The organism is Mesorhizobium sp. ESP-6-4, from assembly GCF_020164735.1.
GTDB lineage: Bacteria > Pseudomonadota > Alphaproteobacteria > Rhizobiales > Rhizobiaceae > Mesorhizobium.
Window position 1 is genome coordinate 636,109 of record NZ_JAIUGS010000002.1, and the last position, 15,546, is coordinate 651,654.

Annotated in this window: 17 protein-coding genes; 8 read left to right on the forward strand and 9 right to left on the reverse strand. The window is 63.7% G+C overall.

Annotated elements, in window-relative coordinates; translation table 11 throughout:
- Complete coding sequence (locus tag LB523_RS06845) at positions 1–561, forward strand: DinB family protein (RefSeq protein ID WP_224601706.1); 561 nt, start codon at positions 1–3, stop codon at positions 559–561.
- Here the strand turns inward: LB523_RS06845 and LB523_RS06850 are convergent.
- The 3 genes from LB523_RS06850 to hppD form a co-directional block, all read right to left on the reverse strand.
- A complete protein-coding gene (locus LB523_RS06850) occupies positions 540–914 on the reverse strand; it encodes a type II toxin-antitoxin system VapC family toxin (protein WP_095767795.1) in 375 nt (124 codons plus the stop codon). The two genes, LB523_RS06845 and LB523_RS06850, sit on opposite strands and share 22 nt — an antisense overlap.
- Positions 911–1,138 carry a type II toxin-antitoxin system Phd/YefM family antitoxin gene (locus LB523_RS06855; RefSeq protein ID WP_095767794.1) on the reverse strand — a complete coding sequence of 76 codons (228 nt, stop codon included), beginning with the start codon at positions 1,136–1,138 and terminating at the stop codon, positions 911–913. The genes LB523_RS06850 and LB523_RS06855 overlap by 4 nt, the downstream gene beginning before the upstream one ends.
- Positions 1,139–1,200: 62 nt before the next feature.
- Entirely contained in the window at positions 1,201–2,316 is a 1,116-nt protein-coding gene (hppD, locus tag LB523_RS06860; protein ID WP_224601707.1) for a 4-hydroxyphenylpyruvate dioxygenase, read from the reverse strand.
- A 137-nt stretch (positions 2,317–2,453) separates the two neighbouring features.
- Here hppD and LB523_RS06865 point away from each other — a divergent pair, with 137 nt between their 5' ends.
- A complete protein-coding gene (locus LB523_RS06865; RefSeq protein WP_040986687.1) occupies positions 2,454–2,921 on the forward strand; it encodes an Lrp/AsnC family transcriptional regulator in 468 nt (155 codons plus the stop codon).
- 70 nt (positions 2,922–2,991) lie between these two features.
- Here LB523_RS06865 and LB523_RS06870 read toward each other — a convergent pair whose 3' ends face one another.
- The 4 genes from LB523_RS06870 to aztA form a co-directional block, all read right to left on the reverse strand.
- Positions 2,992–3,330: a TIGR01244 family sulfur transferase gene (locus tag LB523_RS06870; RefSeq protein WP_224601710.1), complete on the reverse strand. Its 339-nt coding sequence runs from the start codon at positions 3,328–3,330 to the stop codon at positions 2,992–2,994.
- 147 nt (positions 3,331–3,477) lie between these two features.
- Positions 3,478–4,419: a zinc ABC transporter substrate-binding protein AztC gene (aztC, locus tag LB523_RS06875; protein ID WP_224601712.1), complete on the reverse strand. Its 942-nt coding sequence runs from the start codon at positions 4,417–4,419 to the stop codon at positions 3,478–3,480.
- Positions 4,420–4,454: 35 nt separating this feature from the next.
- Positions 4,455–5,330: a zinc ABC transporter permease AztB gene (aztB, locus tag LB523_RS06880; RefSeq protein WP_140841086.1), complete on the reverse strand. Its 876-nt coding sequence runs from the start codon at positions 5,328–5,330 to the stop codon at positions 4,455–4,457.
- A complete protein-coding gene (gene aztA, locus LB523_RS06885; RefSeq protein WP_224601713.1) occupies positions 5,330–6,157 on the reverse strand; it encodes a zinc ABC transporter ATP-binding protein AztA in 828 nt (275 codons plus the stop codon). Before aztA ends, aztB begins: the two co-directional genes overlap by 1 nt.
- A gap of 220 nt (positions 6,158–6,377) precedes the next feature.
- Here aztA and LB523_RS06890 point away from each other — a divergent pair, with 220 nt between their 5' ends.
- Positions 6,378–6,722 (forward strand): RidA family protein, encoded by a 345-nt coding sequence (locus tag LB523_RS06890; protein WP_140697768.1) that lies wholly within the window; start codon positions 6,378–6,380, stop codon positions 6,720–6,722.
- Positions 6,723–6,889: 167 nt separating this feature from the next.
- On the opposite strand, the gene hutC is transcribed toward LB523_RS06890, so the two are convergent.
- On the reverse strand, positions 6,890–7,636 hold the full coding sequence (hutC, locus tag LB523_RS06895; protein ID WP_224601716.1) for a histidine utilization repressor: 747 nt from the start codon (positions 7,634–7,636) through the stop codon (positions 6,890–6,892).
- 13 nt (positions 7,637–7,649) lie between these two features.
- The gene (locus LB523_RS06900) at positions 7,650–9,005 is read right to left on the reverse strand and encodes a formimidoylglutamate deiminase (RefSeq protein WP_224601717.1); all 1,356 of its coding nucleotides are present in this window, start codon (positions 9,003–9,005) and stop codon (positions 7,650–7,652) included.
- Positions 9,006–9,112: 107 nt separating this feature from the next.
- Here LB523_RS06900 and hutI point away from each other — a divergent pair, with 107 nt between their 5' ends.
- The 5 genes from hutI to LB523_RS06925 all read left to right on the forward strand — a co-directional run bounded on the left by hutI (position 9,113) and on the right by LB523_RS06925 (position 15,322).
- Positions 9,113–10,342 (forward strand): imidazolonepropionase, encoded by a 1,230-nt coding sequence (hutI, locus tag LB523_RS06905; RefSeq protein ID WP_224601719.1) that lies wholly within the window; start codon positions 9,113–9,115, stop codon positions 10,340–10,342.
- Positions 10,339–11,874, forward strand: a complete 1,536-nt coding sequence (hutH, locus tag LB523_RS06910; protein WP_224601721.1) for a histidine ammonia-lyase — start codon at positions 10,339–10,341, stop codon at positions 11,872–11,874. Before hutI ends, hutH begins: the two co-directional genes overlap by 4 nt.
- 220 nt (positions 11,875–12,094) lie before the next feature.
- A complete protein-coding gene (hutG, locus tag LB523_RS06915) occupies positions 12,095–12,913 on the forward strand; it encodes an N-formylglutamate deformylase (protein WP_224544779.1) in 819 nt (272 codons plus the stop codon).
- Positions 12,914–12,944: 31 nt separating this feature from the next.
- Complete coding sequence (gene hutU, locus LB523_RS06920) at positions 12,945–14,618, forward strand: urocanate hydratase (RefSeq protein WP_224601723.1); 1,674 nt, start codon at positions 12,945–12,947, stop codon at positions 14,616–14,618.
- Positions 14,619–14,734: 116 nt separating this feature from the next.
- The gene (locus tag LB523_RS06925) at positions 14,735–15,322 is read left to right on the forward strand and encodes a HutD family protein (protein WP_224601725.1); all 588 of its coding nucleotides are present in this window, start codon (positions 14,735–14,737) and stop codon (positions 15,320–15,322) included.
- Positions 15,323–15,546 lie beyond the last annotated feature (224 nt).

The following is a 15,546-nucleotide window of genomic DNA, read 5'->3' on the forward strand; positions in this document are numbered from 1 at the left end:
GTGACCATGCTGGAGCACCTGCGCCGCATGGCGCGCAATAATCTCTGGTCGAACGACCGGCTCTATCGTGCAGTGCTGGCGCTTCAGACCGGCGAGCTCGAGGCCGGGCGCACCGGCTTCTTTCCGTCGATCAGGGAGACGCTCAACCACATCCTCGCGGTCGACCTTCTCTATCTCGACTTCCTGACGGATGGAGGCCGGGGTGCCGCAGTCTACGACGACTACGTGCCGTTCGACGATGCAGTAGGTCTGGCCGAGGCACAGGCCGATTTCGACCGCAGGCTCGTTGCTTTCTGCGATGCACTTTCAGAGACCGATCTCGATCGCAGCGTCATAACCGACCGGCGCGAGGATGGCATGATCCCCGAAAAGATCGGCGACATCCTCGCGCATGTCTTCCTGCACGACATCCACCACCGCGGGCAGGTGCATGCCATGCTTTCCGGCACTTCCGTTCCGCCACCGCAATTGGACGAGTTCCTGCTCGAGTACGACCTGAAGCTGAGGAAAGAAGAGGTCGAACGGTTGGGACTGGATGATCAGACCAAGGCAACGTCGTAGGCTGCGAAGTGCCGATCCGCAGTGACCATCGTCAGATCTTCAATTTGAGCCTGCGCGATGAGTAGACGGTCGAATGGATCACGATGATGAAGCGGCAGATGCTCAAGCCTCGCTGCGTGCAATTCATTGACGCCGAGGATCGGAATGCCGTTCGACTTCAAGATCTCCACGATATTGCCTGTGAGCGTGACTTTGCCGAGCGATTTCTTGATGGCGATCTCCGCCACCGAGATGGCGCTGACGACCACATCCTCACTCGCAAGAAAGATGTCCCGATGATGGTCCGAAAGGCGTGAATCCGCGTTGAGTACCCAGAGTAGAATATGGGTATCGACCAGATATTTGCGGCTCATTTGATGTACTCGTCCCATTCGGGGCCGAGTTCATCAAAATCATCCGATATCCAAATTTGGCCTTTCAGGGCTCCAAACAGACCCTTGCTCCCCGCAGGCCGAGCAGGGGCGCTCAAGGTTGCCACAATCTCCCCGTGCCGGGTCAGATTGATCTTTTCGCCGGCCTGGGCCCGCTTCACCAACTCGGCGAGTTGGGCCTTTGCTTTTGCCATCGGAACGTTCATTGCCAACCTCTTATGACCAGAATTTAGGTCATAATTGGTCCGGCCGCAAGTAAGCTCAGGCGTTACGCCGCCTTGCCGTCCAGCTTGATCACGCCGCGCTTGATCTGGTCCTGCTCGATCGATTCGAAGAGCGCGCGGAAATTGCCTTCGCCAAAACCTTCATCGCCCTTGCGCTGGATGAACTCGAAGAAGAGCGGGCCGATCACGGTTTTGGAAAAGATCTGCAGCAGGATCTTGGTCGTGCCGCCGTCGACGACGCCTTCGCCGTCGATCAGGATGCCGTGCTTCTTCATGCGCTCGATCGGCTCGTCGTGGCCGTGCACGCGCTCATGCGACATCTCGTAGTAGGTGTCGGGCGGGCCGGGCATGAATTTCAGCCCGTTGGCGGCGAGCTTGTCGGTGCCCTCGTAGATCGCATCGGTGCCGACCGCGATGTGCTGGATGCCCTCGCCATTGTACTTCTTCAGATACTCGGCGATCTGGCTGGTCTCGTCCTTGGACTCGTTCAGCGGAATGCGGATCTTGCCGCAGGGCGAGGTGATGGCGCGGCTGACAAGGCCGGTGATCTTGCCGTCGATGTCGAAGAAATGGATCTGCTTGAAGCCGAACAGGTCGCGGTAGAAGTCCCACCATTTGTCCATGTTACCGCGATAGACATTGTGGGTGAGGTGGTCGAGATAATAGAAGCCGACGCCTTCGGGCTTCGGGTCGCGCTCGCCCAGCCACTCGAACTCGGCGTCATAAGCCGAGCCTTTTTCGCCATAGGTTTCGATGAAATAAAGCAGCGAGCCGCCAATGCCGACGATGGCCGGCACGTCGAGCGCTTTGTCGCTTCCCTCATAGGGCGTGGCACCCTTTGAGACGGCGTGGTCGAAGGCATGTTTGGCATCGACCACGCGCCACGCCATGGAGGCGGCACAGGGGCCGTGCTTCTCCACGAACTTCATCGCATGCGAGCCGGGCTCGGCATTGACGACATAGTTGATGTCGCCCTGGCGCCAGACGGTGATGTTCCTAGTGCGGTGCCTTGCGACCGCGACATAGCCCATGCGGGTGAACAATTCGGCGAGCTTCTCGGGCTCCGAATGCGCGAACTCGACGAACTCGAAACCGTCGGTGCCGGCTGGGTTTTGCTTGTTGATCTTGGCAGGCGGGGCGTCGTGCGGGAAAGGGCCCATGGAGTCCTCCGAAAGCTGTCGGGGCCGTGCTTGGCCAATTTCAACGATGATAGCGCGCAGTGTCCGCACGGTGCTTGCATTCAACCGCTTGAAATGCTCATCATGTGCGCAATTTGTGCATGAATAGGGAGAAATTCATGGACGATGCGCGACTTGATCAATTTGATCGCAAGATAATGGCACTTTTGCAGGATGATGCGCGATTCACCAACAACGATCTGGCGGAGCGCGTGAACCTGTCGCCCTCGCAATGCTCGCGCCGCCGTCTGCGGCTCGAGGAAGACGGCTATATCAAGGGCTACCGTGCCGTGCTCGACCGCGACCGTCTTGGCTTTTCGCTGGTCAACGTCATCTCGGTGACTTTAGCCACCCACAACCGAGACAACGCCCGCCGCTTCGGCGAGCTGGTCGCCCGCCTGCCCGAAGTGCAGGAGGCGCACGCGCTGACTGGCGAGATGGACTACATCCTGAAGGTGGTGACGCCCGACCTCAAATCATTGTCCGAATTCGTCAACGGCGTGCTCCTGCCGCACGAATCCGTGCAGCACGTGAAGACGGCGATCGTACTTGAGACGCTGAAGGAAACCGGCGCGCTGCCGATCTAATTACGCTGACTGAAGGGACGGAGGGCGCGGAGAATCGCCGGCCTGTCAGACTGACTGGCTTTCTAATCCGTCACCCTCGCTGCTGCTGGATCAGCCCATAAAGGTTGGTGCAACGCGCCCCGGAGCGGCAGTAGGCAAACACCGGCCCTTCGAGTTCATCCAGCGCGGCGGCTTGGTCCTCGACATTGTCCATGGTGATCTGGCCGCTGATGACCGGGATATAGCGGAAGGCAAGGCCGGCCGCCTCGGCCGCTGCCTTGACGCTATCGGCCGAGGGCTGGCCCGGCTGCTCGTCGTCCGGCCGGTTGCAGATCACGCTTTTGAAGCCTGCGTCCTTGATGGCGGCGATGTCCTCAGGTTGGATCTGGCCGGAGACCGAATAGTCGTCGCTGATCTGGCGGTATTCCATGGTGTCGTCCTCGCGATCTCATTGGCGGCAGTCTTGCCACTCCGGGAGAGGGGCGGCAATCCGCATTGAAGGAATTCCCTGCCAAATAGCGACGGCCGATCGAAAAATCCAACAGGGCCGATCCTGATCCGGTTGGATGTTGGCCGCTCAGCTTCCCAGGATCGCGCCTTTGATCTGCGTGATGTTGTTGTGCATCATGTCGATATAGGTCGCGGCGGGACCATCGGGCTGAGACAGCGCGTCCGAATAGAGCGTGCCGCCGACCTTGATGCCGGTCTCGCCGGCGATCTGCTCGATGAGCCGCGGATTGGTGATGTTTTCCACGAAGATCGCCGCCGCCTTGTCCTGCTTCACTTGGCTAACCAGCTTGGCGACATCGGCCGCCGAGGGTTCGGATTCGGTCGAGATGCCTTCCGGCGCGAGGAAGGTCAGCCCGTATTCATGTTCGAAATAGCCGAAGGCATCATGCGAGGTGATGACCACGCGCTTGGCTTCCGGGATCGACTGGATCGCCGCCTTCACTTCGCCCTCCAGCCCATCGAGCTTGGCAATATAGGCGGCGGCATTGGCCGTGTAGCTGTCGCAGCCTGCGCTATCGGCCGTGCAGAACGCGTCGGCGATGTTCTTCACATAGATCTTGGCGTTGGCGATCGACTGGAAGGCATGCGGATCGGTGACGGTCTTGCCGCCGCCGGTGCCAGCACCTTCGGCGGCGTCCGCATCGGCGAATTCCGGCTTGAAGTCGATCGGCGTCACGCCCTTGGTCAGCGTCACGATCGCGGCCTTGGTGGCGCTGGCGTCGACCAGGCGCTGCAGGAAACCCTCGAAATGCAGGCCGTTGACCAGCACGACATCGGCTTTGGCCATCGCCACCGCGTCCGCCGGGCTCGGCTCATAGACATGCGCGTCGCCGTCCGGCCCGACAATGGTGGTGATGTTAACCCGGTCGCCGCCGACATTTTTCGCGAAGTCGGCAATCACAGTGAAGCTCGCCACGACCTTGAGCGGCACCGCGAAGGCTGACGAGGTTGCGAAGGCGCTTAATGTTATAACGCTCAACGCCAGGGCGGCTCGGAAGGATTTCAGCATTGGCAACGTCTCCTTTTAAGGGGTGGGAATGAGGGTCAGGCGGTGCGGTGCCGGTGATGCACGATGCGGGCGCGCAGCACGCCGCGCGTGCCGAACAGGATCGAGCAGAAATAGACGACGCCGGACGAAAGGATGATCGCCGGACCGGAAGGCAACGAGGCGTGATAGGACAAGAGCAGCCCGGCGATGCAGGAGGCGAAGCCGATCAGCACGGCGAGCGCGCACATCGGCTCCACGCGCGCCGTCCAGAAGCGGGCCGCGGCGGCAGGCAGCATCATCAGTCCGACCGACAGCAGCGTGCCCAACGCCTGGAAGCCGCCGACGAGGTTGAGCACGACAAGGCCCAAGAAAATGAAATGCACCGGGCTGCCCATGCGGCTCACCGAGCGCAGGAACAGCGGGTCGAGGCACTCGGCGACAAGCGCGCGCCAGAAGATGGCGAGACAGGCGAGCGTCACCGCCACGATTCCGCCGATCAGGATGAGCGCCTCATCGTTGAGCGCCAGCACCGTGCCGAACAGCACATGCATCAGGTCGACGCTGGAGCCGCGGATCGACACCATCAGCACGCCGACGGCCAGCGAGATGAGATAGAAGGCCGCCATCGAGGCGTCCTCGCGCTGGATGGTGAAGCGAGAGACGGCACCCGCGCCGAGCGCCACGATGATGCCGGCGATCAGCCCGCCGATGGTCATCGGCAGGATTTCGAGGCCATAAAGCAGGAAGCCGGCGGCAGCGCCGGGCAGGATGGCATGCGCCATCGCGTCGCCCGACAGGCTCATGCGCCTGAGCATCAGGAAGACGCCGACCGGGCAGGCTCCGAGCGACAGCATCAGCGAGCCGAACAGCGCCCGCTGCATGAAGGCGAAGTCGGCGAAGGGCGCGATGAACAGGCCGTAGAGGAAATCCATCATGCCGCCCTCGGTCCGGAGCCGTGATGATGGTCGTGTCGGTGGTCATGCCCATGATCATGATCGTGCGCGCGATCATGGCTGTGTTCATGCTCACTCGGCTCGCACCATGGCGCGTTTTCTTCCCACGCCTCGTGGAAGCGCCTTGCCTTGAGCAGATTTTCCGGCCGCAGCGTGTCCTTGGTGTCGCCCCAGGCGACAGGCTGGCGGGCAAGCAGCAGCGTCTGCGGGAAATTCTGCCGCACCAGGTCGAGGTCGTGAATCACGACCATGATCGTGCGCTCCTCGCCATGCCAGCGCTTTATCAACTGGATGAGATCGCCCACGGTCTTGGAGTCGACCGCGTTGAACGGCTCGTCGAGCAGGATGAGGTCGGCGTCCTGCAACAGCACGCGGGCAAACAGCGTGCGCTGCAGCTGTCCGCCGGACAGCGTGTCGATCGGCCGCTTCTCGAAGCCGCCGAGCCCGACCGCCATCAGCGCCTTGCTGACGGATTCTCGGTCCTCTTTGGTGTAGCGCCCGAGCATGCCGCGCTTTGGCCATAGGCCGAGCGAGACCAGATCGACGACGCGCGCCGGAAACGAGCGGTCGAGCTCCGACTGCTGCGGAAGATAGGCGGTGCGGACACCCGGCATGCGGACCACCGCGCCTTCCATCGGCTTCAGCACGCCGACGATGCCCTTCATCAGCGTCGATTTGCCCGAGCCGTTGGCGCCGACCACCGCGGTCAGCGAACCTTTGCGGACGGTGCCGTTCAAATGATGGATGGCCGCGTGGCTGTTGTAGCCCAGCGTCAGGTCGCGGAAAGTCAGGCAGGCATTGGTCATCGGGCGGCGGTCCGCGAAATCGAGTGAGCTGTCGATATGTGATGTTATTACATTAGTCAACACGCCAGGCTGGCGCAATTGTGTCACGACCGGTCAACTCGCCGTGTAGGTGGGCGGCAGAGATCGGACACTTGGCTCAATTGGTTTCGCGTCCGCCGGCCTTGCCCCGCGTCCGCCCGGACTCTAAAGAGCAGCGACCCCCATAACGAAGGAACCTCCAATGAGCATTCGTCGCATCGATGTCGGCCCGCGCATGAGCCAGATCGTCATCCATGGCAACACCGTCTATCTGGCCGGCCAGGTCGGCGAGCCCGGCGGCAACGTCGCCTCGCAGACCCGCGACATCCTCAAGACCATCGACGAATTGCTCGCCAAGGCCGGCACCGACAAGACCAAGATCGTCCAGGCGATCATCTGGCTTGCCGACATGGGCACCTTCGCGGAAATGAATTCGGAATGGGACAAGTGGGTGCCGCAGGGCCATACCCCGGCACGCGCCACCGGCGAAGCAAAGCTCGCCGCCCCGGAATATCTGGTCGAGATTATTGTGACTGCGGCGATCTGAGGCGCCGACTTTCCCTTCTCCCCCTCGTGGGAGAAGGTGGCCGCGAAGCGGCCGGATGAGGGGTGCTCCAGGGAATGCCAGCGTCTCACTCCGCTGGAACACCCCTCATCCGTCTCGGTGCTGAAGCGCCGATCCACCTTCTCCCGCAAGGGGAGAAGGAGAAGAGCTCACCCCTGCGACGGGGTAAACCGCGCCACCAGCGTGTGGCTCTCCGCCGGATAGATGAACCGTACATGGGTCACCGGATGCTCGGCGCTCCAGGTGCGGCGTTCGACCACCAGGCAGGGCGCGCCCATGTCGATGTCTAGCGCATCGGCGATCGTCTCGTCGGCGGCCATGGCGCGGATGCGGTGCTCGGCCTCGCTCCACGGAACGCGGCCGATCAGCCAGGGGCCCGGCGCGACATCGAGAAATTCCTCCTCGGCTGCCTCGGCCACCGCAGAAAGATTGATCAGCCGCTGCTCTAGCGCGAACGGCCGTTCGCCGGCAAAATGCAGGCCCTCCAGCGCGAGCACCGGACCTGATTGGGAGAGCCCGAGCAGCGCACGGTCTTCGGTGCCACTGCGCCGCTGGACGCGTTCCAGCCGCTCATAGCGATAGGGCAGGCCGAGCGCCTCGACCTCGATTCTGATGTCATGCAGCTCAAGCACCGCCGCTTGCGACTGCGGCTGGCGCACGAAACTACCGGAGCGGCGGCGGCGCTCGATCAGCCCGGCCTTGGCCAACTGCGACAGCGCCTTGTTCACCGTCATGCGCGAGCAATTGTAGTGATCCGTCAGCTCGTGCTCGAAGGGGATGCGATGGCCCGGCGCCCAGGCGCCCGACAGGATCTTTTCGCGGATATCCGACAGGATGCGTTGATGCAGCGAGAGGATCTCGCCGCCTTCGATGTCATCTATCTCGACAAGGCTCATCGGATGTTCCTGTTCAGCCCTGCGACAATGCGGTCATGACTTCGCGGAACCGCTTGGCAACCGCCTCGCGCTTGGCATGTCTGCCGCCGCTGACCTGCTTCTTGCCATGCACCCACACGCAATCGACCTTGCTGCCATTGGCGAAAATCCAGGTGTCGAGGATCGCGTCGCCAGCCTTGCCGGCAAGCGAAGGATGGCCAGCGTCGAGCGAGACCAAATCGGCGGGGCTGCCGGCGGCAATTTGCGCCGGACCGGTGCCGAGCGCCTGGCTGCCGCCGTCGAGCGAGGCGTCGAACAGGGCGCGCCCCGTCGAGCCGCCGGTGCGGGCCAGCACATTGCGGGCGCGATGGGCGAGGCGCTGCGAATATTCGAGCTGCCGAAGCTCGTCCGGCAGGCCGATCAGCACATTGGAGTCGGAGCCGACGCCAAAGCGGCCGCCATGCTCGATGAACAGTGGCGCCGCGAACGTACCGTCACCGAGATTGGCTTCGGTGATCGGACAGAGTCCGGCGACGGCGCCGGTCCGGGCCATGGCAATCGTCTCGGCCTCGGTCATATGGGTGGCGTGGATCAGGCACCAGCGCTTGTCGACTTTGGCGTTGGCCAGCAGGAATTCGACCGGACGCTTGCCCGACCAGGCGACGCAGTCCTCGACTTCCTTCATCTGCTCGGCGACATGGATGTGGATCGGGCCGTCCGGCGCCATCGCGGCGACCGCATCGAGTTCGTCCGGCGTTGCGGCGCGCAGGCTGTGCGGCGCAACGCCGACGACGGCCTGCTCCAGCGAATGAACCGCCTCGCGGCTTTTCTCAAGCAGACGTCCGAAGCGCTCGACATCATTGATGAATCGCCGCTGGCCCTCATTGGGAGCCGCGCCGCCGAAGGACGAATGGGCGTAAAAAACCGGCAGCAGCGTCAGGCCGATGCCGGTGTCTGAGGCGGCAGCTGAGATTCGCTCGGCCATCTCAGCGATATTGGCATAAGGCTGCCCGTCGCGGTCGTGATGCAGATAATGGAACTCGCCGACGCGCGAAAAGCCGGCCTCCAGCATTTCGACATAGAGCTGCGCCGCCACAGCCTCGACCTGGTCCGGCGTCATCGACAGCGCGAAGCGGTACATCACTTCGCGCCAGCTCCAGAAACTGTCGGCCGAAGGGCCGCGTAATTCGGCCAAACCCGCCATGCCGCGCTGGAAGGCGTGGCTGTGCAAATTGGGCATACCGGGCACAACGATGGCATGGCGTTCGTCACCGGCCCGAGCGGCAGCGCTGGCCTCGACCTTCGAGATGCGGCCATCTTCGAAGACGATCCTGACATTGCTTTGCCAGCTCTCGGGCAGAAGCCCCTGTTCCGCAAAGATCGCCGTCACCTGCGTCTCCAAATCTCGATGCGTGAGCGACGATATTGGACGATATTGCTTGCGTCGCGTTTCAATATGTATATACATAATCGTCATCCTTTCAAATGGAAAAGATGATGGGTGGAGCAAACAACAGGAGCGGCCATCGGGTCTGGCGCAATGCGCGCCTGGCGACCATGGCCGAGGGTGCGGCCGGTCTCGGCATCGACGAGAAAGGCGCGGTCGCCGCGCGCGACGGGCTTATTCTCTATGCCGGCCCCGAGGCCGACATGCCGGCTTCGGTCGGGCAGGGCGCCGAGAGGATGGATTGCTCAGGACGCTGGATCACGCCCGGCCTGATCGACTGCCATACCCATCTTGTCTATGCCAGCAACCGCGCCAACGAATTCGAGATGCGTCTGGCCGGCGCCACCTATGAAGAAGTGGCGCGCGCCGGCGGCGGCATCGTCTCCTCGGTCAAGTCGCTGCGCGCCGCGAGCGAAGACGAGCTTGTCGCTGAGACGCTGCCGCGGCTCGACGCGCTGATCGCCGAAGGCGTCACCACCGTCGAGGTCAAGTCCGGCTACGGCCTCGATGCCGAGAATGAGAAAAAGTCGCTGCGCGCCGCCCGCCGTCTGGCCAATGAGCGTCCGGTGACGATCCGCACGACATGTCTCGCCGCGCACGCGTTACCGCCGGAAGCCAAGGGCGACAAGGATGCCTTCATCGATCTCGTCGCCGGCACGATCCTTCCCGAGGTTGCCGCCGAAAAACTCGCCGACGCGGTCGACGGCTTTTGCGAGGGTATCGCCTTCTCGCCGGAGCAAATGGCACGCGTGTTCGACAGGGCCAAGGCGCTCGGCCTGCCGGTAAAACTCCACGCCGACCAGCTGTCCAATCTGCATGGCGCGGCGCTTGCCGCCCGCTATGGCGCCTTGTCGGCCGACCATCTCGAATATACGGACGAGGAGGGAGCCACCGCGATGGCCAAGGCCGGCACCGTGGCGACCATCCTGCCCGGCGCCTACTACTTCATCCGCGAGACCAAGAAGCCGCCGGTCGATCTCTTCCGCCGCCACGGCGTGAAGATGGCTGTCGCCACCGACTCCAATCCCGGTACCTCGCCGCTCACCTCGCTGCTGCTCACCATGAACATGGCCGCGACGCTGTTCGGCATGACCGTCGACGAATGCCTCGCCGGCGTCACCCGCGAAGCCGCGCGGGCGTTGGGCTTGCTTGAACAGACCGGCACGCTGGAAGCCGGCAAATCGGCCGATCTCGCCATCTGGGACATCGAGCGCCCGGCCGAACTCGTCTACCGCATGGGCTTCAACCCGCTCCATGCCCGTATCTGGAGAGGACAATGACGGAACTTACCCTGAAGCCCGGCAGCGCCACGCTTGCCGACTGGCGCGCCATCTATCGCGGCGCCGTGCCGAAGCTTGACGCCGCCTGCCGGCCGAAGATCCGGGACAGCGCCGAGGCCGTCGCCCGCATCGTCGCCAAGGGCGAGCCGGTCTATGGCATCAACACCGGCTTCGGCAAGCTGGCCAGCGTCCGCATCCCGGCTGACGACCTCGAAACGCTCCAGCGCAACATCGTGCTCTCGCATGCCGCCGGCGTCGGCGAGCCGATGCCTGTCGCCGTGGTGCGGCTGATGATGGCGCTGAAGCTCGCCAGCCTGGCCCAGGGCGCATCCGGCGTGCGGCCTCAGACCATAGAATTGCTGGAAGCAATGCTCGCCAACGACGTCATTCCGGTGGTGCCCGCGCAAGGCTCGGTCGGCGCTTCCGGCGACCTCGCGCCGCTTTCGCATATGACCGCCGTCATGATCGGCGTCGGCGAATGCTTTACCCCGCATGGCCGGTTCCCGGCCAAGGTGGCCTTCGTCTCGCATGGACTGGAGGCGGTGACATTAGGCGCCAAGGAGGGTCTCGCACTGCTCAACGGCACGCAGTTCTCCACCGCCTTCGCGCTCGCCGGCCTGTTCGAGGCCGAGGTTCTCTACCAGTCGGCGCTGGTCGCCGGCGCGCTGTCGACCGATGCGGCCAAAGGTTCGGACGCACCCTTCGACCCGCGCATCCATCTGTTGCGCAAGCATCGCGGCCAGATCGAGACGGCGGACGCGCTGCGCAACCTCATGGCCGGCAGCGCCATTCGTGAATCGCACCGTGTCGGCGACGAGCGCGTGCAGGATCCGTACTGCCTGCGCTGCCAGCCGCAGGTGATGGGCGCTGCGCTCGACGTACTGCGCAAGGCCGCCGACACGCTCGAGACGGAAGCCAACGGCGTCACCGACAACCCGCTGATCTTCGCCGAGGACGACACCGCGCTCTCGGGCGGCAATTTCCACGCCGAGCCGGTGGCCTTCGCCGCCGACATGATTGCGCTTGCCGTCTGCGAGATCGGCTCGCTGTCGGAGCGTCGCATTGCCATGCTGGTCGACCCGGCATTGTCCGGCATGCCGGCCTTCCTCACGCCGAAGCCCGGTCTGAACTCCGGTTTCATGATCCCGCAGGTGACGGCGGCGGCCCTCGTTTCCGAAAACAAGCAGAAGGCCTACCCGGCGAGCGTCGATTCCATTCCGACGTCGGCCAACCAGGAAGATCATGTCTCGATGGCCGCCCACGGCGCGCGCCGGCTGCTCGGCATGATCGAGAATGCGACCGCCGTCATCGGCATCGAATTGTTGGCCGCCGCGCAAGGCTGCGATTTTCACGCGCCGCTTGCATCCAGCGAGGCGCTGGAGGCGGTGCGCAAATTGGTCCGGGCCGAAGTCCCGCATCTCGACAATGACCGCCATTTCCATCCCGACATGGAGAAGGCGATCGCCATGGTCCGCAGCGGCGCCGCAGTGAATGCGGCGGGTGCCGTGAAGCTGCCGGGGATCGCGTCGTGAGGCTTCACGCTATGAGAGGTCGAGTTCCTTCGCGCCCCCCTCTGTCCTGCCGGCCATCTCCCCCTCTAGGGGGGAGATCAGCAGCGGCTTTGGCGCCGCTCTTCCTTCAACGCAGGCGATTGGCGAAAGCCGTCGTGACATCTGATTTCCCCCCAAGAGGGGGAGATGCCCGGCAGGGCAGAGGGGGGCGCCGTAGGGCGCCAACGTGTGGAGGTCTCTCATGACCTCGCCCAATTGGCTCACCGTCACCCAGGGCACCGCGCCGCTGCTGGTTTCGATCCCGCACACCGGCATCGACCTCGCCGGCCTCGACTCGCGCCTCGTCTCGACTTGGCTCGGGCGGCGCGACTGCGACTGGTGGATCGACAAGCTCTATGATTTCGCCGCCGACCTCGGCGCAACCGTCGTGCACACCGCCATCTCGCGTACCGTTATCGACGTCAACCGCGATCCGTCGGGCGTTTCGCTCTATCCCGGGCAGGCGACGACCACCCTTTGCCCGACAGACACGTTTGACGGCGATCCGCTCTACCGCATGGGTGAGGAGCCGAGCCCATCCGAGATCGACCAGCGCCGCGAGACCTATTTCGAGCCTTACCATGCCGCCCTGCAGGCCGAGATCGACCGGCTGCGCGGCATACATGACAAGATCGTGCTCTATGACTGCCATTCGATCCGCTCGGTGCTGCCGCGCCTGTTCGACGGCACGCTGCCGATCTTCAACCTTGGCACCAATGACGGCAAGAGCACCGATCCCGTGCTGCAGGAAAAAGTGGCCGCCATCCTGGCCGCGACCGGCGAGACCTGGGTGGTCAACGGCCGCTTCAAGGGCGGCTGGATCACCAGAAGCTTCGGCCAGCCCGGGAACGGCGTGCATGCGCTGCAGATGGAGCTCTCCAACCGTGGCTACATGCGCGAGCCTGCGGAAAAAGGTTCGCCGGAAAATTGGCCGGTGCCTTACGACCCAAGCTATGCCGCGCCGATCCGCGCCACGCTGAAAACAATCCTCGAAACCGCCATTGACTGGGCCGGGCGCTGACCCGCGCCGCCCGCCTTGCTTGAAAGGGACAATGATGACCGATCCTCGTCACAACATACGTGAAGTGCGCGCCCCCCGCGGCGACAAGCTCAATGCTCGCTACTGGACGACGGAAGCGCCGCTGCGCATGCTGATGAACAACCTCGATCCCGAGGTCGCCGAGAACCCGAACGAGCTCGTCGTCTATGGCGGCATCGGTCGGGCGGCGCGCACCTGGAACGATTTCGACCGTATCGTCGCGTCGCTGAAGACGCTGGGCGAGGACGAGACGTTGCTGGTGCAGTCGGGCAAGCCGGTCGGCGTCTTCAAGACCCACGCCAATGCGCCGCGCGTGCTCATCGCCAACTCCAACATCGTGCCGCACTGGGCGACCTGGGAGAAGTTCAATGAGCTCGATAGGAAGGGCCTGATGATGTACGGCCAGATGACGGCCGGCTCCTGGATCTATATCGGCACGCAAGGCATCGTTCAGGGCACCTACGAGACTTTCGTGGAAGCCGGCCGCCAGCACTATAATGGCGACCTCAAGGGCAAATGGATCCTGACCGGCGGCCTCGGTGGCATGGGTGGCGCCCAGCCTCTGGCCGCCGTCATGGCCGGCGCTTCCTGCCTCGCGATTGAGTGCAACCCGGACTCGATCGATTTCCGCCTGCGCACCCGCTATGTCGACGAGAAGGCCGAGACGCTCGACGAAGCGATGGACATGATCAATCGCTGGACCAAGGCCGGCGAAGCAAAATCGGTCGGGCTTCTCGGCAACGCCGCCGAGATCGTGCCGGAGATGTTCAAACGCGGCATCCGCCCCGACATTCTCACCGACCAGACCTCGGCGCATGACCCGATCAACGGCTATCTGCCGAAGGGCTGGACGATGGCCGAGTGGCGCGAGAAGCGCATCTCGGATCCGAGGGCCGTCGAAAAGGCCGCCCGAGCATCGATGCGCGAGCATGTCGAGGCGATGGTGGCGTTCTGGAACGCCGGCGTGCCGACGCTCGACTACGGCAACAACATCCGCCAGGTCGCCAAGGACGAGGGTTTCGAGAACGCCTTCGCTTTCCCGGGCTTCGTGCCGGCCTATATCCGGCCGCTGTTCTGCCGCGGTATCGGTCCGTTCCGCTGGGCGGCGCTCTCGGGCGATCCGGAGGATATCTACAAAACCGACGCCAAGGTGCGCGAGCTGACCCCCGGTAATACGCATCTCCACAACTGGTTGGACATGGCGCGCGAGCGCATCTCGTTCCAGGGATTGCCGGCGCGCATCTGCTGGGTCGGTCTCGGTGATCGCCATCGCCTCGGCCTCGCTTTTAATGAGATGGTGGCCAAGGGCGAGCTCAAGGCGCCTGTCGTCATCGGCCGCGACCATCTCGATTCCGGCTCGGTCGCCTCGCCGAATCGCGAGACCGAAGCGATGAAGGACGGCTCCGACGCCGTTTCCGACTGGCCGCTGCTCAACGCGCTGCTCAACACCGCGTCGGGCGCGACCTGGGTGTCGCTGCACCATGGCGGCGGCGTCGGCATGGGCTTCTCGCAGCATGCCGGCATGGTCATCGTCGCCGACGGCACGGCTGACGCGGCAAAGCGCCTGGAGCGCGTGTTGTGGAACGATCCGGCGACCGGCGTCATGCGCCATGCCGATGCCGGCTACGACATCGCCATCCAGTGCGCCAAGGAGCACCAACTGAACCTGCCGGGCATCCTGGGCTAGAGCATGATGCCGAAAAGTGTGAAGCGGTTTTCGGATAACATCATGCTCCTCACCAAAAAGACAGAGCCGGATGATTTCAGGTCGAATCGACTTGAAGTCGTCCGGGTCTGAGCCAAATGCGCATCCTTCGTGCCGCCGATTACCGCGTCATGCCGTGGAAGAATGGCGGCGGCACGACGACCGAAATCGCCGTTTCGCCCGGCGGCGCCGGGCTCGAGGATTTCGACTGGCGCGTCTCGATGGCCCGGGTCGATACGAGCGGCCCGTTCTCAAGCTTCGCAGGCATAGATCGAACACTGTCGGTGCTGGAAGGCGAAGGGATCGTTCTCGACATTGCCGGCCAGGCGCCGGCGCGGTTGACCATGGCCTCGGCGCCGCTCGCCTTTCCGGGCGACGTGCCGACCGGCGCGGCGCTGATCGGCGGCCCGATCACCGATCTCAACATCATGACCCGCCGTGGCCGCATGACCCATGAGGTCGAGCGCCGGTCTTTCACCGCCGAGATTCGGATCGCGCCGCGCGCCGACACCACGCTCGTTCTTGCCGTCGGTGCCGGCGCCACGCCCCTCACGGACGATGGGCCGAGCCTCGGACCGCTCGACACGCTGATCCTCGACCGCGACAGCCCGGAATTGCGGCTTCAGCCTAAGGGGCGGGGCCTGCTTTTCGTGATCGGGCTCCACCGCCTCGCCGCCAACCATTAACGGCTGTTGCCAAACATGATCGCGGCTTGGGCGAATTATCGCCCGGCCCCTTGCATGTACCACGAAAAAGCCCGAATCCTTGCCCTGATCCAACCGGGGGCGGAGAGCGAGGGGCGTTCGCCCACGAGCTGTCGAAAGGGCACGCCCCGGTTGTGGTGCGCAAAACAAACTTTCGGCCGATCAGTGATGCAACCAATTGCAATTGAACCGGTTTTAGGGCCATT